15 protein-coding genes are annotated in these 20,706 nt (G+C 46.8%); 5 read left to right on the top strand and 10 right to left on the bottom strand.

Annotated elements, in window-relative coordinates; genetic code table 11:
• Positions 1-125: 125 nt before the first annotated feature.
• On the top strand, positions 126-1,346 hold the full coding sequence (locus AC3ITG_RS03055; RefSeq protein ID WP_489252757.1) for a TraB/GumN family protein: 1,221 nt from the start codon (positions 126-128) through the stop codon (positions 1,344-1,346).
• A gap of 440 nt (positions 1,347-1,786) precedes the next feature.
• Positions 1,787-3,016, top strand: a complete 1,230-nt coding sequence (locus AC3ITG_RS03060) for a family 8 glycosyl hydrolase (protein WP_489252758.1) — start codon at positions 1,787-1,789, stop codon at positions 3,014-3,016.
• A gap of 254 nt (positions 3,017-3,270) precedes the next feature.
• Here AC3ITG_RS03060 and AC3ITG_RS03065 read toward each other — a convergent pair whose 3' ends face one another.
• The 10 genes from AC3ITG_RS03065 to AC3ITG_RS03110 all read right to left on the bottom strand — a co-directional run bounded on the left by AC3ITG_RS03065 (position 3,271) and on the right by AC3ITG_RS03110 (position 13,732).
• Positions 3,271-4,596, bottom strand: coding sequence for a 6-phospho-beta-glucosidase (locus tag AC3ITG_RS03065; protein ID WP_489252759.1), 1,326 nt, complete (start codon positions 4,594-4,596; stop codon positions 3,271-3,273).
• Positions 4,597-4,650: 54 nt separating this feature from the next.
• Positions 4,651-5,643, bottom strand: a complete 993-nt coding sequence (locus AC3ITG_RS03070; RefSeq protein ID WP_489252760.1) for an N-acetylglucosamine kinase — start codon at positions 5,641-5,643, stop codon at positions 4,651-4,653.
• Between the two features lie 34 nt (positions 5,644-5,677).
• Positions 5,678-6,685, bottom strand: coding sequence for a LacI family DNA-binding transcriptional regulator (locus AC3ITG_RS03075; RefSeq protein ID WP_063567785.1), 1,008 nt, complete (start codon positions 6,683-6,685; stop codon positions 5,678-5,680).
• Between the two features lie 131 nt (positions 6,686-6,816).
• Complete coding sequence (locus AC3ITG_RS03080; RefSeq protein ID WP_413374999.1) at positions 6,817-8,208, bottom strand: ABC transporter substrate-binding protein; 1,392 nt, start codon at positions 8,206-8,208, stop codon at positions 6,817-6,819.
• A 53-nt stretch (positions 8,209-8,261) separates the two neighbouring features.
• Positions 8,262-9,104 carry a carbohydrate ABC transporter permease gene (locus tag AC3ITG_RS03085; RefSeq protein WP_489252761.1) on the bottom strand — a complete coding sequence of 281 codons (843 nt, stop codon included), beginning with the start codon at positions 9,102-9,104 and terminating at the stop codon, positions 8,262-8,264.
• Between the two features lie 38 nt (positions 9,105-9,142).
• A complete protein-coding gene (locus AC3ITG_RS03090; RefSeq protein WP_489254402.1) occupies positions 9,143-10,000 on the bottom strand; it encodes a carbohydrate ABC transporter permease in 858 nt (285 codons plus the stop codon).
• 668 nt (positions 10,001-10,668) lie between these two features.
• Entirely contained in the window at positions 10,669-11,403 is a 735-nt protein-coding gene (locus tag AC3ITG_RS03095) for an IclR family transcriptional regulator (RefSeq protein ID WP_489252762.1), read from the bottom strand.
• 215 nt (positions 11,404-11,618) lie between these two features.
• A complete protein-coding gene (locus AC3ITG_RS03100) occupies positions 11,619-12,077 on the bottom strand; it encodes a heme-binding protein (protein WP_413029038.1) in 459 nt (152 codons plus the stop codon).
• Entirely contained in the window at positions 12,078-13,271 is a 1,194-nt protein-coding gene (locus AC3ITG_RS03105; RefSeq protein WP_413029036.1) for an MFS transporter, read from the bottom strand. It abuts the gene before it with no gap.
• Between the two features lie 167 nt (positions 13,272-13,438).
• Complete coding sequence (locus AC3ITG_RS03110) at positions 13,439-13,732, bottom strand: putative quinol monooxygenase (RefSeq protein WP_449009783.1); 294 nt, start codon at positions 13,730-13,732, stop codon at positions 13,439-13,441.
• Between the two features lie 327 nt (positions 13,733-14,059).
• Between AC3ITG_RS03110 and AC3ITG_RS03115 the strand changes: the two genes are divergently transcribed.
• The 3 genes from AC3ITG_RS03115 to AC3ITG_RS03125 all read left to right on the top strand — a co-directional run bounded on the left by AC3ITG_RS03115 (position 14,060) and on the right by AC3ITG_RS03125 (position 20,685).
• Positions 14,060-15,202: a GntR family transcriptional regulator gene (locus tag AC3ITG_RS03115; protein ID WP_489252763.1), complete on the top strand. Its 1,143-nt coding sequence runs from the start codon at positions 14,060-14,062 to the stop codon at positions 15,200-15,202.
• Positions 15,203-15,363: 161 nt separating this feature from the next.
• A complete protein-coding gene (locus AC3ITG_RS03120) occupies positions 15,364-17,583 on the top strand; it encodes a hypothetical protein (protein WP_489252764.1) in 2,220 nt (739 codons plus the stop codon).
• A gap of 27 nt (positions 17,584-17,610) precedes the next feature.
• Positions 17,611-20,685, top strand: a complete 3,075-nt coding sequence (locus AC3ITG_RS03125) for an alpha-mannosidase (RefSeq protein ID WP_489252765.1) — start codon at positions 17,611-17,613, stop codon at positions 20,683-20,685.
• The last annotated feature ends 21 nt before the right edge of the window (positions 20,686-20,706 follow it).

Below are 20,706 nucleotides of genomic sequence, written 5' to 3' on the forward strand. Positions count from 1 at the left end.
TTGGCTTGAGTAATTAAAGCAGAGAAGGTGCTATGCAATAGAGAGGAGCATCTTCTCTGCTTAATTCGTAATAATCCAAATATCCTTATTCAAACTACTATATTGCTTAAAGGAGAATACATAATATGAAAAACTGGAAACGCATTCTCTTGTCTCTAACTATTTCGGTCGGTTTGCTCGCATCCGCAGTACCGGCTATGGCCTCTCCGCAAGAGACATCGGTAAAGGTGAATGACGAAACGGTTGAATACACGACGGGTGCACCGATTAACGATAAAGGAACAACACTTGTGCCGCTGCGCTCCACGCTGGACGCAATGGACGTGAAGCTGACGACAGCAACAGGTGATACGATCACAGCCGTCGTTAACGGCAAGACGATTACTTTGAAGAGCAAGCTTACACGTATTAATGGCGTAACATATGCGCCGATTCGCATTGTAGGGGATGCAACTGGTTATGAGGTCCGTTGGGATGCTGCTGCACGCACAGTGCTGCTGGTTTCCAAAGGTGGCGAAACAGAAACTGTTCAAACCGGTGGACGTGGCTTCATGTGGGAAGTCGAAAGCAACGGTAACACCGTGTACCTGGTAGGTTCTATGCATATTGCGGATGAAAGCTTTTATCCATTGCGTAAGGATTTTGAAGAAGCCTTTGCCGAGGCGGATTACCTAGGCGTAGAGATCGATATCAGCAAAGCGGCTGAAGAAGCGCAGCAGAAGATTGTTCTGGATCTGGGCTCGTATCAGGATGGCACAACACTGAAAGATCACATCTCCAGCGAGACGTATACTCAACTGGGCGATATTTTGAAGCAAAGTGGATTGGAACCGAATGCACTGGATACCTTTAAGCCTTGGGTAGTAGAGAGCACGTTAGCCAGTCTGAAGTCTATGAAAGCGGGCTATGAAGCTTCTGCGGGGGTTGATCTGTACTTCATACAGAAGGCAATCGAGCGCAAACTTCCGGTGATCGAGTTGGAGTCCTATGAATCTCAATTGGGAATGTTCAATGACTTCTCTAAGGAGCTGCAAGAGAAAACGTTAAAAGCTACTTTGGACAATTTCGATGTGTTGGATGACAGCGTGAATCAAATGGCCGAAATGTGGAAGACAGGGAATGACGAACAACTGCTGGAGCTGACGAACAGTTTCTCTGATGATGAAGAATACAACAAAGCGATGCTCATTGACCGTAATGTTGGAATGGCTGATAAGATCGATGGTTACCTGAAAAACGGCAAGGGTGAAGAGTACTTCATCGTGGTTGGTGCAGCGCACTACTTGGGCGATCATGGGATCGTGAAGTTGCTGAAAGATAAAGGATATACAGTGGTACGAAAATAAAAGAATCAAAGCTCCTTTTATGGGAGCTTGGTATTCTCCCCTCATGGTAGACAATAGTGAAAAAAGAGATCGTTAAAATCCCCTCAAGCACTGGAAGCTTGAGGGGATTTTTGTATGCCTGTGAAGAAGGGAGTAGTCATCCATACGTGAGTGAATGAAGACTTGATATTAATTAGGGAAAGAACACGGTGATATTTGCTAAAATGTCGAATCAGGACTTTAGATTCAATCTCAGAAATATATATTTACAAATATTAGAAGAACAATTAAAATAAATGTAAGCGTTTTAAAAGTTAAAGCGCTTTAACTTTAAGGTGGAGGTGATTGTGTCTCGCCAGTATCGAATCATTGTTTCTCCATCAAGATGCTGTATTGAATTTTAGGCTTAAAGGTTATGTCATGGATCAAAACCCATTTGGACCTAAAAGGAGCGTAAATTTATGAGAAAAAATAGGGGATTTTCGTTTAGCAGCAAGGCTGTTATGATGTGTTGTCTCGCTTTTCTTCTGATTCCGGCGAGCTTTGCTTTCGCCGCTCCAAACAAGCCGTTCCCGCAGCACACGACATATACCAGCGGCTCGATCAAGCCTAACCATGTTACTCAAAGTGCGATGGACAGCTCTGTGAAAGCGAAATGGGACAGCTGGAAATCGGCTTATCTGAAAACGGCGGGCACAGGCAAGTATTATGTAAAGTATCAGTCCAACGGGGATACCGTATCTGAGGCACACGGGTACGGAATGCTGGCAACGGTTATAATGGCCGGTTATGACGGCAATGCGCAGACCTATTTCGACGGACTTTATCAATATTATAAAGCGCATCCGAGCGCCAACAATTCGAAATTGATGGCATGGAAACAAAACAGCAGCTTCCAGAACATTGAAGGCGCCGACTCGGCCACGGATGGAGACATGGACATTGCTTATTCGCTCCTGCTTGCGGACAAGCAGTGGGGTAGCAGCGGCAGTATCAACTACCTTCAGGCCGGCAAGGACATCATCAATGCCATCATGCAAAGTGACGTGAATCAGTCCCAATGGACGCTGCGTCTTGGCGACTGGGCAACAGACAACACGTTCAAAAATGCTACCCGTCCATCGGACTTTATGCTGAATCACTTGAGGGCGTTCCAGGCGGCAACGGGTGATGCCAGATGGGCGAACGTGATCGACAAAACCTATACCATTGTCAACTCCTTATACAACGGGTACAGCTCATCAACCGGATTGCTTCCAGACTTCGTCGTTCTGTCGGGATCGACGTACAAGCCAGCTTCAGCCGATTTTCTGGAAGGGGCGAACGATGGCAGCTACGATTACAACTCGTGTCGTACGCCTTGGCGGATCACAACGGATTACCTGATGACTGGTGACAGCCGGGCACTCAATCAGCTCAATCAAATGAATAGCTGGATCTCAGCCAAAGTAAGCGGTAATCCTAGCAACGTAAAGGATGGTTATAAACTCAACGGCACGGTTACAGGTTCCGGCGGCAGCGGCGCGTTCTATGCACCGTTTGGTGTCAGTGCTATGACCTCGTCCGTGAACCAAAACTGGCTGAATTCCGTCTGGACCAAAACGGCCGGCAGCTCCAATGAAGGCTACTATGAAGATAGCATCAAGCTGTTCTCTATGATCGTGATGTCCGGCAACTGGTGGACATACTAAGCAACTTATAATCCGATGATTGCTCATATGCAAGCAGGCCGGGAGATTAGCTCCCGGCCTGCTTTTTTTATGGAAAGAGAGCTAGGAGAATGTATTTAATGATTGAATTAAGAAAGCCTTATAGATGGCAAATGCCTAGAAACGACAAACCGCCATATCTCAGGAAATCCTGGGATATGGCGGTTTCGTTTAATGTGAAAGTACGTCGATAGACGTTTTTCTTATGGTATCCGGACGAATGGATGACAGCCGAATTATGCATTAGTTGCAGATTCAGTAAAGAACTGCGGCAAATATTCCTTGTTGGCTTCGAGCATTTCATCCAGCATCTGAATCGCCACTTCGACCGAAGGAACCAGAGGATGATGAGCCAATGCTTGTATGGCCAATCCACGATCGCCGGTCACGGCAGCATCGATGGCGAGGCGCTCATAGGTTTTAACCGCATGGATCAGTCCAACTGCCATTGGGGGAACCTTGGTCAACGGTAGGGGCAGTGGACCGGTTTTGGTGACCACGCAGTTGACTTCAATGCTGGCATCGTCTGGCAGGAAATCAATGATACCTTGATTGGCTACGTTCAACGTCTGAATGTCATTCGTTCCGTTGTAGAGTGAGCGCATCAGGTTCACGGCTGCTTCGGAATAGAAGGCGCCCCCCCGCTGTTCCAGCTGTTTCGGTTTATCTTTCAGGTCCGGGTCATTGTAAAGTTCGAAAAGTTCTTCTTCGACGCGTTTAACCACTTCCGCACGGTTGCCGCCTTTTTGTAAGGATTCAAGCTGCTCTTCGAGCATGGCATCGGTCATATAAAAGTATTTCAGATAGTAAGAAGGCAGGGCATGCAGGGATTGCAGGAATTCTGGATTCCACTCCCGTGCAGGCACGTTCTTCGCGCTGTAACCGGCCGTATCGGCCAACATGTCATCCAGTTTGTCTTCTCCGTTCACATCAATACGCGTAATCCAGTGGAGATGGTTCAGGCCAACAAACTCGGCATAGATGCGGTCCGCTTCTACGCCGTATTTGGCCGAGGTTTGCTTGATTAGGCCGATCGGTGCATTACAGAGACCAATGCTTTTCACGTTGGAATACTTCAGAATGGCTTCTGTGACCATACCCGCCGGATTCGTAAAGTTCAGCAGCCAGGCATTAGGAGCGAGTTCTTCAATATCACGGCAGATATCAAGCAGGACCGGAATCGTCCGCAGCGCCTTCATCATGCCTCCGGGACCAGTGGTTTCCTGACCGATCACGCCGTATTTCAGGGGAATGGATTCATCGCGGCCACGGGCGTCAAGCATACCGACACGCATTTGAGTGCTGACGAAGTCCGCACCCTTGATGGCTTCGCGGCGGTCGAACGTCAAATGAACTTCAATCGGCAGACCCGATTTCTCCACCATGCGTTTGGCCAAGTTGCCGACAATATTCAGTTTGCGCTCTCCCGGCTCAATATCTACCAACCACAGCTCTCGTACAGGAAGCTCGGCATGATGGAGGATGAACCCCTCAACGAGCTCCGGAGTATAGGAAGATCCACCGCCGATTACCGCTATTTTTAGCCCTTGTTCATATGCCATTTTGCACACTCCAGTCTTTTAAGAATTTTTTATGATGACAGTGTTTATAGACGTTTATCTTGTTGTTTGCTTAATATGTTCGAAGTCACGGAAGGCCCTCATTTTGTTATATACATCCTGGCTTACCGCATGTCCGCTCGCATCCATAGCAGACCATAAGGCACCGACAACAGGCTCGGTTGCCAACGTTACGATGGTCGCATTCGGAGCGAGGGTTGTAACAGTCTGTTCAACTTGGCTGCGAATCCATCCACGATCTCCCCTTGTTAGCAGACTTCCTGCAAGTATTACGTCAAAAGTGTCCTTTTCCATTCCAAGTTTGTGGATCACCGCAGCGGCTGATTTGCCAATCTCGACGCCCTGGCGGTTCAGAATTTCCAGAGCTACAGCATCGTCCTCTGCAGCCGCTTCAAATAGCAGCTTCGCTGCATGGACAGGCACATGCTTGCCGTGATCCTGAAAGTCATCGAACATGTCGCTGACACTGTCATATCCAAGGAAGTTCAGCAGCAGGGGAGTTAGGAGCGTTGGCTGCTCACGACCGTCCCAAGAACGGATGACAGAGCGGAACACCTCAATATTGAGGGAACCACCACCGCCGAAATCACCGTACATATAATCAAAACCGCCGACCTGCACATGTTCTCCTGCCGGATTACGGCCTGCAGAGTTGGTGCCTGTGCCGCAGATCAGTGCGACCCCGTAAGGTCGGTTCGTGCCTGCGCGCAGACCGATCATCGTATCACAGTTAATCGAGTAATTCTGGGTGAATCCGATTCCTTGAACCAGAGGGTGCAGGATTCGGTAATCTACCTCCCGATCTGCGCCTGCAAGTCCGAAATAGGTGTGCGAGATTTCGTGAATCCGCAGTCCTGCTTCGTTTAGAGCTCCTTCTGCAGCTTCCCGTATGCTTTGTGCGGCCAAGGCGCGGTCAATCTGGTGATTACCGTTGCCGCCCACGCCTTTGCCAAGCACATTGCCGAAGTCATCGGTCAGCAGGGCGTATGTTTTTGTTCCTCCCCCATCGATTCCCAAGTAGTAAGCCAATGGTCGTCACTCCTATATATAAGGTTATATTTTTTTATCCGGTCGTACCTTTTGTTGGTGATCCAGTAGATTCTCTCACGATGAGTTCAGGATCGATCCTTACATTAGCCCCGCGTTTCATCGTACCGTCCATGCGTTTCAACAGCATATCGGCAGCGGCGACCCCAATGCGGTCGGCAGGCTGCCGGACCGTTGTCAGATGGGGGTGCAGCTTGGATGAAATATATTGATCGTCATAGCCGACGATAGCTACCTGTTCAGGCACCTTGATGCCTTCTTCCATGAGGGCGTTCACGACCCCAAGCGCGATATGGTCATCGCCCGCGAACACCGCGGAAGGCAGGCGTCCCTCACGCAGCCATTTGCGGCAGATGTCATAACCAAAATCGATTTCGAAATCGCCCGTGATCATTTCAAATGGAGCCAGATCTTTTTCCTTAAGTGCCTGCAGGAAACCGCTGCGACGCTCTCTCGTACTGCGGAACATGTTTTGTCCGCTTAAGTGCGCGATGGAGGTATGGCCGAGATCAAGCAGATGCTTCGTAGCGGCATAGCCACCTTTGTAGTTATCGATCGTTACCGAAAAAGTATCATTCTCCGGCTTCTGATTGTCGATTAGGACATAAGGAATATTGCGCCGCTTCAGTTCTACAATGTAGTTATCCTCTTCCATCGGCGAGAGCAGAATAAGTCCGTCTACCCGGTCCTCCTGGATCAGGTAATGGGTTTCATCGGAGCCAATGCCGGTAGAGACCGAGACGGCAAGAAAATAGCCGTGAAGTGCAAGCACCTCGTTCAGCTCTTTAACGACGGTATCAAAGAAGGAATCCTGAAGAGTGGTCATGATCAAACCGACGATTCCTGTTTTACCGCGAGCTAAACTCCGCGCAGCAGCGTTGGGATGGTAATCGAGCTCCTTGATGGCTTCCAGAACCTTTTGCCTATTTTTCTCTCGCACGGATTCGGCACCGTTTAAGACGCGTGAGACCGTTACGACGGACAGCCCTGATTTCTTTGCAACATCAAATATACTAACCTTCATTGTTTATTCTCCTTGCGGCAGATTTTCCGTACTTTATATTGACTTAACATTAGTATACATGTACGGAGGCTTAGCCGCGAAGCTAATTTGATAGATGCACCGCCCCTTGCAGGACGGCACAATGTCTAGCGTTAACGTTTGATAATTTCCATGACCTTTTTCTGAATCGTCGGCATCACTTCTTCAACGGTGTTGTGTCCGGTATCGATCGGCTGCATCTCATTGATGAACATGTCATTGATCTGAGAATAGTGGGTGATCAGGTGGTTATAGGATTCAAATCCGTATTCCACAGCGCCTTCGTAAACCTTCTTCACATCTGCCGCATCGATGCCATCGAAATGCTTGTAATAGGTTTCGGCTGCCTTCGTATTGACAGGAGGGTTGCCACCGCTCAGGTCGATGGATTTTTCCTGAATTTCGTCGCTGACGAGATACTTGATCCATTCAAAAGCTTCCTTTGGATGTTTGGAACCCTTCAGAATCAAGAGCGGATCGACGAACAGCACGCTGCGGACCTTGTCATTGCCGCCGGCAGGCACTGCAGCCACACCAACTTTGAAAGGGAAGTCATTGGAGCCGGCAAGGCTCCATGAGCCGCTGACGGTCATACCCACCTTGCCGGTTACGAACGCATCGCCGTTTTGCCCCGCTACGCTTTTGCTCCATTCCGTTGTCGGAGACACTTTATCTTTTAAGATCAGGTTGAACAGCTTATTATAGGCTGCGATGACTTCAGGCGAATCGAAATGAGTCTCGGATGGTACGCCGCCGTTGGTCCAGGTATCCTGGGAGTAGGGTTCTGCTCCGAAATAGAGCGGGCGCATATCGCGCTCGGACCATGTGAAGTCAACGCCATATTGAGTTTTGGCAATATCATTGGATACATGCGTCATTTTCTTCGCGTCTTCGACCATTTTGTCAAACGTCCAGCTCTTGTCCTCGTAATCACTTGGAGGATAAGCAACGTTGGCAGCATCGAACATGTCTTTGTTATAGAGCATCAGAGAGACGTACATGTTGACCGGAATACCGTAGACTTGGTCTTTGACGGTGTAGATTTTCATAAGATCATCCGGGATGTTGTAGTCGGACGCTTTAAATCCGTCTTCCTTAATAATGTCGTTCATATCAAGCAGCATGTCTTTGTTGTAATACTCCGCAAAACCGCCGTATCCATAATGGCTTGTGACGTCAGGCGATTTGCCCCCGGCAATCAGCGTTTGGAGTTTACTGTCGAACTGCTCGTAAGGAGCTTTCTCGATTTTCACCTTAATATTCGGATGTTGGGCTTCAAAATCCGGAACCAGCTTTTCAATAAAGGTGCGATCCTCGGAATCGATGGTGTAGTGCGTTATAGTGACTTGGCCCCCTGAGGAACCGGATTTAGCGTTATCGCCATCGTTACCGGGTACGACATCTCCCGCTGATTTGCCGCCGCTACAGCCGGACAATGCCAATACGACGAGCATGCTGGTCGCAAGCAAAAGTGTAAAAGACTTTTTGATCCTTATCGTTTTCATGAATTACAGTCCCCCATATATTCAAGTTTTTTGCCGCCCCTGCGGCGGAGTCTTTACTTGATGCCTGTAAGTACAATTCCTTCCACAAACCGCTTCTGGGCTATCGCAAACAGGGTCACGATCGGCAGCATGGCGAGCACTGAGGCGACCATGAGCAGATGCCACGGCGGAATTCGGAAACGCGAAGATGTGAAGGAAGACATACCGACCGGAAGCGTAAACTTATCCGATGAGCTTAAATAGAGCACAGGTGTCAAAAGGTCGTTCCAGCTGTAGATGAAGGCAAAGATCGCAACGGTGGCAAGCGCCGGACCGGACAGAGGCAAAGCGATCTGTCTCCACATCCGGAACTCGCTGCAGCCATCGATGCGTCCGGCGTCAAACAGCTCATCCGGCAGGGTGGTAAAGAACTGTCGCAGCAAAAAGATGTTGTATGCTGAACCGAAAAACGCAGGGACAATCAGCGGCAGGAAGGTATCGATCCAGTTCAGCTTGGAAAAGAGAATGAACTGTGGGATCATAATCGCTGGATATGGAAGCATCATGGTGCTGAGCATGAGCATGAACCACAAGTTACTGCCCTTGCCCCGATATCTGGCGAAGCCATAGCCTGCAAGCGCCGACGAAAACAGGGTGCCGACAACAGTCAAAATGCCGATAATGAGACTGTTCATATACATTTGACCGAAGTTCAGCGTGTCGAAAATTTCTCTGTAGTTACTCCACTGCCAGGACTCCGGCAGAAAGGTCGGAGGAAACGTCAGCAGTTCCTTCTTCGATTTCAGTGAGGTCGAGACCATGAAAAACAGAGGGAGGAGCATGAGAAAGGTGGTGACCACCAGGGCAATGAAGCTGGCAATGCTAACCGCGTCGATTTTGCGTCGGCGTTTATTCACAGAAGGTGAAGCCCCTGGGCCGGCAGTCGGAATCGTACTCATTTGCGTCCGCCTCCTTCATAGTGAACATAACGGTTCGAGAGTTTAATAATGAGCGCCGTAAACGCCATGACGACGATCAGCAGCACCCAAGCGAGTGCCGAGGAGTAGCCCGCTCTGTATTCCTTGAAGGCACTGGTGTACAGGTTGTAAACGTAGAACCAGGTCGAGTAGTTTGGACCCCCTTGGGTCATTACATACGCCTGCGTAAATACCTGGAAGGAATCAATGACGCCCATAATCAGTTGGAACAAAAGTACCGGTGAAATCATGGGCAGCGTCACGTTCAGGAAAATCCGGAAGCGTCCCGCACCGTCAAGCTTGGCGGCTTCCACGAGACTGGCAGGAACGCCCTGAAGTCCCGCAAGGAACAGAATCATGCCTGAGCCCACCGTCCAGAAGGACATAATCATCAGAGCGTAAAGCGCATAATCGGGGCTCATGAGCCAGGCTGGGCCGCTAATGCCGAACCAGGATAGCACGTAATTGAACAGACCGATCGATGGGTTGAAAATCCAGTACCACAGCAAAGACATCGCCACTCCGGATACCATACTGGGAAAATACATGGCGGTTCGGAAAAATCCGCGGAACGGTATTTTCGCATTGAGCAGGAGAGCAAATCCGAGTGCCAGCAGCAGCTGGATCGGTACACTGATAAATGTATAGCGCACCGTTACGACAACAGATTTCCAAAACAGGTCATTTTGAAACATTTCTTTGTAATTCGCGAGTCCGACATATTTTGGCGGGTGGATAATGTCATAGTCCGTAAAGCTGTAATAAAGGGATGACAGAATCGGATACAAGGCAAACACGAAGAAACCGATAAGCCATGGAGAGATGAAGAGGTACATGTAAAATGTCTGCCGCCGGCTTTCGCGATGGGTCACATAAACACCAACCTTTCTATTTGATATAAAGTTATAACGCTTTAACTTTCGTAGTTAATTTTCCCCGAAATAAAAAGGTTTCATGTGATGTTATGTAATTGAAAGTTAAAGTGCTTTAACTTTATTATCCGGACTGATGAGATTATCATAGTGGATGGTTTCTCAATTATCAACCCTTTTTTCGGATGTTTGTAAGCGCTACCTTTATTGACGCTTCGGAAGTTCTTTCAAAACGCCTGACAAAGGCTGATATAGAAAGGTTTGGGTGGATATTCAAGCCCTCGGAAATTAAAGATATTTCTTTGGAGGGATTTTCGCGAAAGGACTGTATTTTTAGGCCAAGTCTACTAGGAAGTCCGAATTGGCATTCGTATCATACGCTTCGACTCCGGTCAAGTCGAAGCGAAGTGGATTCCCTAACGCGTCAATTACCGCATGATAGAATTCGTTCTTCTACTCAAAGAACTATGCTAATCGTCGCTAAGCTCTTGGAAGCCCAGCCTCGGTATATTCCCCTTTTTGATGACATTTTTCTTTTGAACCTAAAAAGTTTACTCGATACGCAGTTCAGGTTACGTACACTAGGGACTGCAATTATCACAATGTGGGCTGAATTTTAGTAGGTGAGCGGGTCAAAGTAGACCGGAAATTTGTGTACTGCATTCCTTCAATTTTCTACTTACCGCACGGTCTCTCTTTCGACTTAATCGCGCGGCAGGGCCGGATATAGCCAATGCTGCAATCACTTTACCATTATAAAATATTGGAGCAGCAACGCAGCGTAAACCCACTTCTGTTTCTTCATCATCAATGGCGTATCCTTGTTGACGGATTACGTTTAGATGCTCTTTTAATAGATGGTTGTCGTCAAAGGTATGCTTTGTTGCTTTGTGCTGGGTAAGATGTGTAAGCATTTTTTTTAGTTGTTCATCACTTAGGTGCGCCAGGATAACTTTCCCAAAGGCACTTAGATGGGCATAAGCGGAATCACCTACACGTGTATGGCTACGGATGGCATGATTGCCCTCCACCACTTGGACTGTCATGACTTTCATTCCATCTAAAACTCCGATATAGGCAGTTTCGCCAAGATCCTGTGCTAATTGATGCAGGGATGGAACAACTAACCAATGAAGTCGAGTGTTAGCAGACGATGAATGGTGCCCCTTTAATTCAGAAGCTTTGTACGTGTGACCATCTTTTTGAATAAATCCTGTCATTTCCAGCGTATATAGCAGACGGAAAGTTGTAGACTTGTTAAGGTTAAACCGATGCATGATCTCAGTCAGTCTCATGGGTGCACCTTGTTGCAACGCGTCTAGAATGAGTAGTCCCTTTTTTAGGGTTGCAACCTCATATTGATCCATTGATTCACCTCTAAGCATCCTTTAATTTTGTCTTTATGAACACCAATGTAGTTTCAGTTTTACTGAAAGCGGGAAATTATTATAATTGAATTATTGACATATAAACTGATTACATTCTTTATTCTGACCTCATTACAAATGAAAAAGAGAGGGAAAGAGCTTTATGCCCAACCCTCTCAGGTATATTTAAGTGGTTATGACCATAACCATGACACTTATTCTCCTTTTAAAAACAGGCGAATGCCCTCAACTGCGTAAGCATGATCCAACTCGCCGGTTAATCCGCCAACCGTTACAGATCCGACAACGCCAACACCCTTGACACGGATGGGAATAGAACCGCCAACCGCTTGATATTCTGCAGTGGAAAGCAGGGAGTGTTCTGCATGAGAAGCACCGCTTTGGAGAAAGCGCTGGTCAATGTAGGCAGAACTGCGGTTATAGTGATCGACAATCCGTTTTTTGCGAAATAACCATACGTAGTTTTCCTCCGAAGTACCATCCATGAGATGTGTAAACACGGGAACTCGGTTACGTTCAATATGCACGGCCACCGCTACGTTGTTTTCTTGAGCATACTGCACAATCTGGTTACCAATGACAAGAGCATCTTGATGGCTAAAACTTGTAAATTCCAATTCTTCCTCTAATAGTTCTAGTGATTTCAAATCCATTTATCCTCTCTCCTCAACAAAAAGATTCTGTTTCTTATCCATTCTGTAGTTTATAGCTGCCAGTAAAAAGGCGAATCCTGCCATAATTGCACCGATCCAAGCCGTGTCCATCATATGCAAGTGGTCTACTGCAAGTCCACCCAATGTTGAACCAGCAGCAATCCCAATATTAAATGCAGAGATGTTTAATGCAGAAGCGACATCCTTGGCAGAAGGAACCAGCTTTTCTGCGAGCATTAGAATGTAAGCCTGTACGCCGGGAGACATCATAAAAGCGAAGAAACCCATTAATATGAGGGACAAAATGGTGAGCGTCTTGTTGGGCAATAGCCATATTTGGAGCAGCAGAGCAATGCCCTGAAACAGAAATACGAATCGAAGTGCCTTTACAGGATGTCGATTTGCTAATTTCCCACCGATAATATTCCCAATGGCTACAGCAACACCGTAAATCAGCAGTAGCCATGAAATAGACGAAGATGAGTAGCCGCTAATCTCTTCAAGGATAGGAGAGATATACGTAAATAAAGCGAAGGTTCCGCCGAAACCTAGAATCGTCATTAACAAGGCAGTGATGATCCGAGGATTAACAATCAAATTTCCAACATCTCTTAAGGTCGGTGAGTGCATTGAACGAGGGACTTTTTCTACTGCCACAAGACTGACCAACAAGGCTATGAGCCCTAAAACTGCGACCACGGCAAATGACATACGCCAACCAAATTCCTGCCCGATATAGGTTCCAAGGGGAACACCCAAAATGGTAGCGACGGTTAACCCAGTGAACATAATGGAGATCGCGGTGCCTTTCTTGTTAGCAGGCACCATATCTGCGGCCACTGTAGCTGCAACAGCGAAAAATACACCATGTGCAATAGCTGTAATTATCCTAGATAAGAGCAAAAGGAAATAGGTGGAAGATATTGCTGCTAGAGCATTTCCTAAAGTGAAGACGACCATGAGGAACACCAGGTATCCTTTTTTAGGCAATTTCCCGGTAATAACTACGACGATTGGGGTTCCAATAGCAAGGGCCACTGCATACCCTGACACCAGGGTCCCAGCTTGCGTTACCGATATGCCAAGATCGGTGGCTACCTCTTGCAGAATACCGACAATAACAAATTCTGTCGTTCCAATAGCAAAAGCACTTATTGCAAGTGACATTAGTGCTATAAAGATTTTTGAATTCATACTTTCACCTCCTTATGTAGGCCAATATTAAGTGAGAACTTAAATGAGTTCAAATAAAGAAAAAAAGTTTCTATAAAAGAAACTTTTCTCGGTGGATACAATGATAATACCAATTGGAGAATCGATTGATCTTTACATAAACGATAACAACGTACTTAGCTTTGATCTTATGTCTCAATGTTTTCCAAATGATACACATCCATGGTGTCAATTATGGTTTCTATATTTTTCCGGTATGTTTGGTAATGCTCGGTATTCACATGTTCGATTATGGCATTTTCGTCAGCCCAAGACTCATAAAAAACATATGTGCCTTCTTTTTCAAGCGATTTATGCAGCTTGTATTGTATACAGCCTTTCTCTGCACGAGACGGTTCAATAAGTTTGATCAATTCATCGCGTAGCTGTTCCTCTTGTCCAGGTTTTGCTTTTAGAATTGCACAAATTGTGATGACAGTCATGAAGTACACCTCTTAATAACAAATTTTGATAATATTCTGTTGCTGAAATATGAAAAAAATGCATGCAGCATGGCCTCATCATAGATAAATCATAGGAGATTTTCAAAAAATGTTAGAAAGTTTCTAATAAAGAAACCCATTCAGCCACCTTTCTCCTAACAACAGCGAAGTGCTGCAGGTGCTAAATCTACCAAGGGCCTACATTAAAGCTAAAGTTGGCTTTAACGATAACATGGACAGGCATTATATGGTTGTTTATTGTGCTTATATGTGTAAAAATATATTGTATATTAAAAATATAACAAATGAATTGGTGATGTGATTATCATGAGTACTAATGATCGAATACCGTTATACCAACAAATTCAGGACTATGTCCGCAAAATAATTACCTCGGAGAATATGAAGCCGGGTGATCGGATACCGACAGAGAAGGAGCTAATGGATCAGTTTAATGTTAGCAAAATTACGGTTGTCAATGCCCTAACAGGCTTAGCTAACGAGAAGCTGATCGCCCGTGTTCCTGGTAAAGGTAGTTTTGTCGCAGAAGAGACGGACGCAGTTATCACAGTATTTTCTGAATCTCCAACTACAATGAGAAGGGGGCTTAGTACAGGCCTGATTGGTATTATCATGCCTACGATCCACGACTACTTTGCTATCCGACTAATCGAGGGTATTGAACAAACACTGAATCAAGAAGGTTACCGCAGCATGATCATGTTGACCAATGGCAAGATCGAGAAAGAAAAGGATGCGATCAAGGAGCTAAAAGCACTTGGAGCGGAGGGGCTACTTATCTTTCCTGTAGATGAAGGGAATTATAACGAGGAAATTCTCGGCATGAAGTTATCCGGCTTCCCTTTTTTGCTGATTGACCGATATTTGCCGGGAGTCGAAACCCATTACATCGCGGCTGATGGAAGACTAGGTGTGAGGATGGCCGTTGAACATCTGTGGGATCTTGGACATCGTGATATAGCCATCTGCTCGGATTCACCGCTGCAAACCGTCACGGTCCAGGAGCGAATTGATGGTTATATTGAAGCATTGAAAGATAAAGGGGCGCTTATTAATCCTGCTCATATGATTACAGATTTCAAGCCATTGTCTGTCCTGAAGGACGCAGAATCCCATCCATTATACCGATATATCTCTAACAAAATGGTCACGGCTTATATTTCACTTAACGGTAGGTTGGGTGTTCAGATCTATCAAATGGCCAAGCAAGCAGGACTCCGTATTCCCGAAGATGTGTCGATTGTGAGCTTTGATGATCCAACTTCCATCGTGGAGGAATTTAGTATATTCACGCATGTTAAGCAGTTTGAGAGCGAGATGGGATCCCGTGCAGCCGGCCAGCTTGTCGAAGTCATTCGTAGTAGCGGAGATACTACCGGCTTCAGCAAGATACTAATTCAACCTGAACTTGTCATTCGACAAACCTCGGGAATCTGTCCCATATCGTAATTTCCAAGTTTTGATTAAAGTCTTTTCCGTATATGATCCGGAAAGGACTTTTTATTTTTAAAAAACATATTGAATATATTGTTAATATATATTATATTTTATGAAATGGTGGATACACAAACCACGAAAGACAGACAAACATGGGTGAGGAGGTTAGGACCATGCTTCGAGATCGTAAAGAAGAACGAATTGGATTTCAGGAATCAGCGCCCTATCATCCTGATTATGATCTGCAAACGGACTTTGTCATGGTCTACGGGATTGACGAAACGATGCAGGAACGTATTCGGGAATGGAAGAATAAAGGGTACGTTGTGCATTTAATGACAGGAGTAGCATGGGGGACCTATAACAGCTACCTGGACGGGGAAGTAGACGGAGAAACGCATTGGGATGAAGCGCAAACGGACCGTCATGGTGAGATGATTGTTCATGGCAAGGAGCCCATTATTCCTTACATGGTCCCAACCGTTTCCTTTGGCAAATATATTGCTGAACGCATACGTGTAGCTGTTGATTCGGGCGTGGAGGCGATTCATCTGGAAGAGCCTGAATTCTGGGTGAACGGCGGATACTCGGAATCGTTTAAGAGAGAATGGCAGCTGTATTACAAAGAATCCTGGAGAGCGCCTCATTCCTCACCCGATGCACAGTTTCGGGCCTCCGAATTGAAAGCGTATTTATATACACGTGTATTAGACCGATTATGTACCGAGATGAAAGATTATGCTCTAAAGCGTTACAATCGCGTTCTTCGGTTTTACGTTCCAACCCACAGTCTGATTAATTATACGCAGTGGCGAATCGTTAGTCCGCAGTCTCGCTTGATTGAGCTTCCGTCTGTAGATGGATATATTGCGCAAATCTGGACAGGGACTTCACGAACACCCAACGTTTATGAGGGGGTACGAAAAGAACGAACGTTTGAAACCGCATACTTAGAATATGGTGTTATGCAAGAGCTAGTAAGGGGAACAGACAGACGAATGTGGTTTCTGCATGATCCCATCGAAGACAATCCGAATTACACATGGGCCGATTATAAACAGAACTACCTGAAGACGGTTGCTGCTTCACTTCTTCATCCTGGAGTTTCCCATTACGAGGTCGCCCCATGGCCGCGAAGAATATTTAAAGGGAATTATCCATCTGATGATGGTGCAGGTAAAGAGCAGATTCCTCCTGATTATGCAACGACATTGCTGCACGTTATGCACACACTTGGAAACATGGATCAGGACAATGTTGAAATTGAAGGTGAATCTCCTCAGGTTGGTGTATTGATTGCAGATTCAGCGATGTTTCAGCGCATGAAATCGGAGCCGGAAGAACCTGATGCCGGAAAGTATGACGGCACAGATCCAGAAGGATTCCAAGAGGATGGCGATACAGAGTTGTTAGATTTCTCTCCATTCTATGGTCTTGCGTTACCCTTACTTAAACACGGGATACCGGTGAGACCTGTCCAACTTGATAATGTGAGGCGCTATCCCCATTACTTGGCTCCATATCGTGTCCTTCTTTTGAGTTATGAGTTTATGAAGCCAGAACACTCTGATATCCATTATGCACTGGCCCAATGGGTACAGGATGGGGGCGCGTTGATCTATATTGGGGATGACAGCGACCCGTATCACAACATTCGAGCATGGTGGAATGACGACCAACGCAGTGAAAGCACTAATACCATGTATCACTCACCACGAGAGCACTTATTTGAACAGCTTGGGCTTAAGGTAGAGCAGGAAGGGATTCATCATGTGGGCAAAGGACTGGTTCAGTGGCTCTCTGTACATCCGGCTACATGTTCGTCAAGTAAATCGGGTGCAGATCAACTTCGCCAGTCTGTGAAAGAAACATTGGAGAAACTTCAGGATTCCAACTTCCGTTGGGAAGCCAAGCATTATTTTAAGATTAAACGGGGGCCCTACATCATTGCCTCTGTCCTGGAAGAGTCTGTATCCGAAGAACCGCTGGTTATTCCAGGTCCGGTTGTAGACTTGTTCGATCCTGCCCTGCATGTTCTGCAAGAGGTAAGGCTAGCTCCTGGTGAGCAAGCATTGTTATACGACATTACGGCCGGAAGGCCACAGCAAGACAAGGTCAGCCTAGTCTCAGCTTCTTCCAGAATTGAAGATCTGACGATAACGAATACAGGTTTTCAATGTGTAGCCAAGGGTCCGTCAAATATGCAGGCCACGGCCAGATTCTACTGTCCATTTGAACCGATATCCGTTTCTAGTATAGATCAACATAAGACTGTAACTACCGGATGGGAATGGGATACGGAGTCGAAAACCGTACTGCTGAAGTATGAGCATGGCAGCAAGAACAAGGTGGAGATTCAAGTAAGGTGGGGTCGTGAGAATACAAAAGCTTGATGAATGAGAGGAGAGAACAAAACAATTATGCCATATGAACCGATTAGACTCGGGCATTTGAATCAAATGCTATCCAAACTCCGTGAAGCGATATATGAGCCAATTGCCAAGTTGAATGTGACGGCATGGGTTACCCCCGAGCCCGTTTCATTCGAGGAAAGAATGTCAGGTCAGAAAATCACCCTTTCACAGGGCGAGCGTTGGGGGGAGTTATGGGATTGTGCCTGGTTTTGTTTTACTGGCAGCATTCCACCGTCTGGAAGTGACGCCAAGGTTGTTCTTCTGTTGGACGTGAACGGCGAACTCTGTCTGGTGGACCACGAAGGAACGCCTGTGCAGGGTTTGACAACCATTAATTCGGAGTTTGAATTCACATTGGGTCTCCCTGGGAAAAGAGTGGTTGAACTGGATCATTCTTCGATAAAGGTGGCGGAGGGAGCATTCGAACTGTGGGCCGATGCTGGCAATAACGACTTATTTGGCAAATACCAAGGTGGAACTGTAAAAGAAGCGGTTATTGCGATCTGCCATGAAGGGATCCGAAGTCTGTATTACGACACAGAGGTACTTCTGGAAACGGCAGAGCATCTCCCTGCCGACACAGCGCGTAGAGAAAAAATTCTTCAATCCCTATATGACGTTTCATTAATATTGACGGAATTCACACCAGACCGTATTCATCGTGCTAAGGGATTATTGAACGAACAATTATCATTTCGCGGTGGAGATTCCGTGATGAACATAAGTGCCGTTGGTCATGCGCATATCGATTTGGCTTGGTTATGGCCGATCCGTGAAACGATCCGAAAAGGTGCAAGAACATTCTCGACGGTGCTTCGCATGATGGAACGTTATCCCGATTATGTGTTCGGGGCGAGTCAGCCTCAGCTATACGATTGGATGAAGGAACACTATCCCAAGCTATATGACCAGATCAAGGAACGAGTGCAGGAAGGCAGATGGGAACCGCAAGGGGCGATGTGGGTAGAGTCGGATACCAATGTGCCGGGTGGTGAATCTCTTGTGCGTCAGATCCTGTATGGCAAACGGTATTTTCAACAGGAATTTGGAATGGAGATGAAGTCACTGTGGATGCCAGACGTATTTGGTTACTCCGCAAGCTTGCCGCAGTTATTGAAAAAATCCGGTGTGGATTACATGATGACACAGAAGCTCTCCTGGAGTGAGTACAACCGTCATCCTCACCATTCCTTTCTGTGGGAAGGGATCGACGGTTCCTCAGTATTAACACATATGCCGCCTGAGGATACGTACAACAGTCCGGCGGCTCCACGTTCCATTGCCAAAGCAGAGCGGGAGTACTTAGATAAAAATGTATCCAACCACGCACTGATGCTCTTCGGCATTGGAGACGGCGGCGGTGGGCCGGGAGAAGAACATTTGGAACGGCTGGAGCGAGAGAAGAACCTGCTCGGTCTGGCGCCTGTTGTACAGGAACCTTCCTGGAGATTCTTTGAACGATTGAATGAAGAAAGAGAACGATTCCAGACCTGGCGTGGTGAGCTATATCTGGAGAAGCATCAAGGGACCCTGACTAGTCAGGCACGAAGTAAGCGGTACAACCGCAAGATGGAGAAGGCTTTACGTGAACTGGAGTTTGCCGCTGTACTAGCTGCTCAGTTGGGTAAGTCTTATCCGTCCGAGACGCTGGAGACGATCTGGAAGGAAGTCCTTCTATACCAGTTCCACGACATACTTCCAGGATCTTCAATTAAGCGGGTGTACGATGAGTCGTTAATACGGTATGAAGAATTGCTCCAGCAGACGGAAGCCATGATCACCGAAACCTACGACTATTTAGCAGACCATATCTCATCGAGTGAGGCAGACTCCTCTGGAGTCGTGGTGTTCAATTCACTGCCTTGGGAACGCGAGGAATGGCTCCACATGGATGGACGATGGTGTAAAGTGCAGGTTCCATCGATGGGATACACTGTGGTATCCGATTATGGCAACCAGGGTGTCGAGCGGGAAGTAGCGTCCAGCATTGAAATCGAGTCGGAAACGTTGGATTCGGGCTTCCATGTTACAGCCGAAGAACGGAGCATAGAGAATGACATCCTCATCGTGAAATTTGACCAGAATGGGGGCATCACCTCGATCCTGGATAAGCTGGAGGCTCGTGAAGTCATCCTGCAAGGGCAGCGGGGGAACGATCTTCGCGTGTATCATGACGAAGGTGATGCCTGGGATTTCCGTCATGATTATTCAGCGCAGGCGGGGATGCCATTAATTCTGAATGATATCCGGGAGCTTCGGGATGGTCCGAGAGTTGGGCTGGTTTTTGATTACAGCTACGGAGAGTCTACTCTAACCCAGACCGTCACTCTAACCGAGGGTAGTCGACGTATCGATTTCGAGACCGGCGCGGATTGGAGAGAAAACGGTAAGATGTTACGTACTTCTTTCCCAGTTAACATCCGTACCGATCAGGTTCACTGTGAAATCCAGTTCGGCAGCTTGAGCAGACCGACTCACCGCAATACGATGTGGGATTTTGCGAAGGATGAGATTTGCGCTCATCAATGGGTGGATTTATCGGAGCCGGATTACGGAGTCGCCCTGCTCAATGATTGCAAATACGGGCATCGAGCCATCAACAATGTGCTTGACCTTCATTTGCTGCGCAGCAGCTCCTATCCAGATCCGGTGGCGGATCGTGCAGAGCATCAATTCACCTACTCGTTATATCCGCATCAAGGAAATCACGTGCAGGCTGAAATTTATCGAAAAGGAAATGAGCTGAATATTCCGCTTCGCCTGAGCTCCTTATCTGTATCCTCAGCGGATGTATCAGAGGGAAAACTGCCTTATATGAAAGCATTCTTGCAGCCGGATCATCCGCACATCATGGTGGAGTCGGTAAAAAAAGCCGAGGATAGTAACGACATCATCGTCCGTCTGTATGAAACCTCGGGAACCCAGGTCAAAACGAAATTGTCTATCGGATGGAATGCAGCTGAAGTCTGGGAGGTTGATCTCATGGAGAATAACATTTCAAAGCTGGAACTTCAGAATCAATCTGACGTAGTCTTGTCCTTTACACCATTCGAAATCATCTCGTTGCGATTGAAAGGTTAGCAAGAATAACGGGTTCAACCT

The sequence above is a fragment of the Paenibacillus sp. GL_099_B genome (assembly GCF_057835695.1).

What these genes read in the sequence shown, in the direction of transcription:
- AC3ITG_RS03110 (WP_449009783.1), bottom strand. Translation starts at nt 13,732, where the DNA reads ATGACTGTCATCACAATTTGTGCAATTCTAAAAGCAAAACCTGGACAA.
- AC3ITG_RS03115 (WP_489252763.1), top strand. Translation starts at nt 14,060, where the DNA reads ATGAGTACTAATGATCGAATACCGTTATACCAACAAATTCAGGACTAT.
- AC3ITG_RS03105 (WP_413029036.1), bottom strand. Translation starts at nt 13,271, where the DNA reads ATGAATTCAAAAATCTTTATAGCACTAATGTCACTTGCAATAAGTGCT.
- AC3ITG_RS03080 (WP_413374999.1), bottom strand. Translation starts at nt 8,208, where the DNA reads ATGAAAACGATAAGGATCAAAAAGTCTTTTACACTTTTGCTTGCGACC.
- AC3ITG_RS03125 (WP_489252765.1), top strand. Translation starts at nt 17,611, where the DNA reads ATGCCATATGAACCGATTAGACTCGGGCATTTGAATCAAATGCTATCC.
- AC3ITG_RS03090 (WP_489254402.1), bottom strand. Translation starts at nt 10,000, where the DNA reads ATGTACCTCTTCATCTCTCCATGGCTTATCGGTTTCTTCGTGTTTGCC.
- AC3ITG_RS03055 (WP_489252757.1), top strand. Translation starts at nt 126, where the DNA reads ATGAAAAACTGGAAACGCATTCTCTTGTCTCTAACTATTTCGGTCGGT.
- AC3ITG_RS03120 (WP_489252764.1), top strand. Translation starts at nt 15,364, where the DNA reads ATGCTTCGAGATCGTAAAGAAGAACGAATTGGATTTCAGGAATCAGCG.
- AC3ITG_RS03075 (WP_063567785.1), bottom strand. Translation starts at nt 6,685, where the DNA reads ATGAAGGTTAGTATATTTGATGTTGCAAAGAAATCAGGGCTGTCCGTC.
- AC3ITG_RS03095 (WP_489252762.1), bottom strand. Translation starts at nt 11,403, where the DNA reads ATGGATCAATATGAGGTTGCAACCCTAAAAAAGGGACTACTCATTCTA.
- AC3ITG_RS03065 (WP_489252759.1), bottom strand. Translation starts at nt 4,596, where the DNA reads ATGGCATATGAACAAGGGCTAAAAATAGCGGTAATCGGCGGTGGATCT.
- AC3ITG_RS03060 (WP_489252758.1), top strand. Translation starts at nt 1,787, where the DNA reads ATGAGAAAAAATAGGGGATTTTCGTTTAGCAGCAAGGCTGTTATGATG.
- AC3ITG_RS03100 (WP_413029038.1), bottom strand. Translation starts at nt 12,077, where the DNA reads ATGGATTTGAAATCACTAGAACTATTAGAGGAAGAATTGGAATTTACA.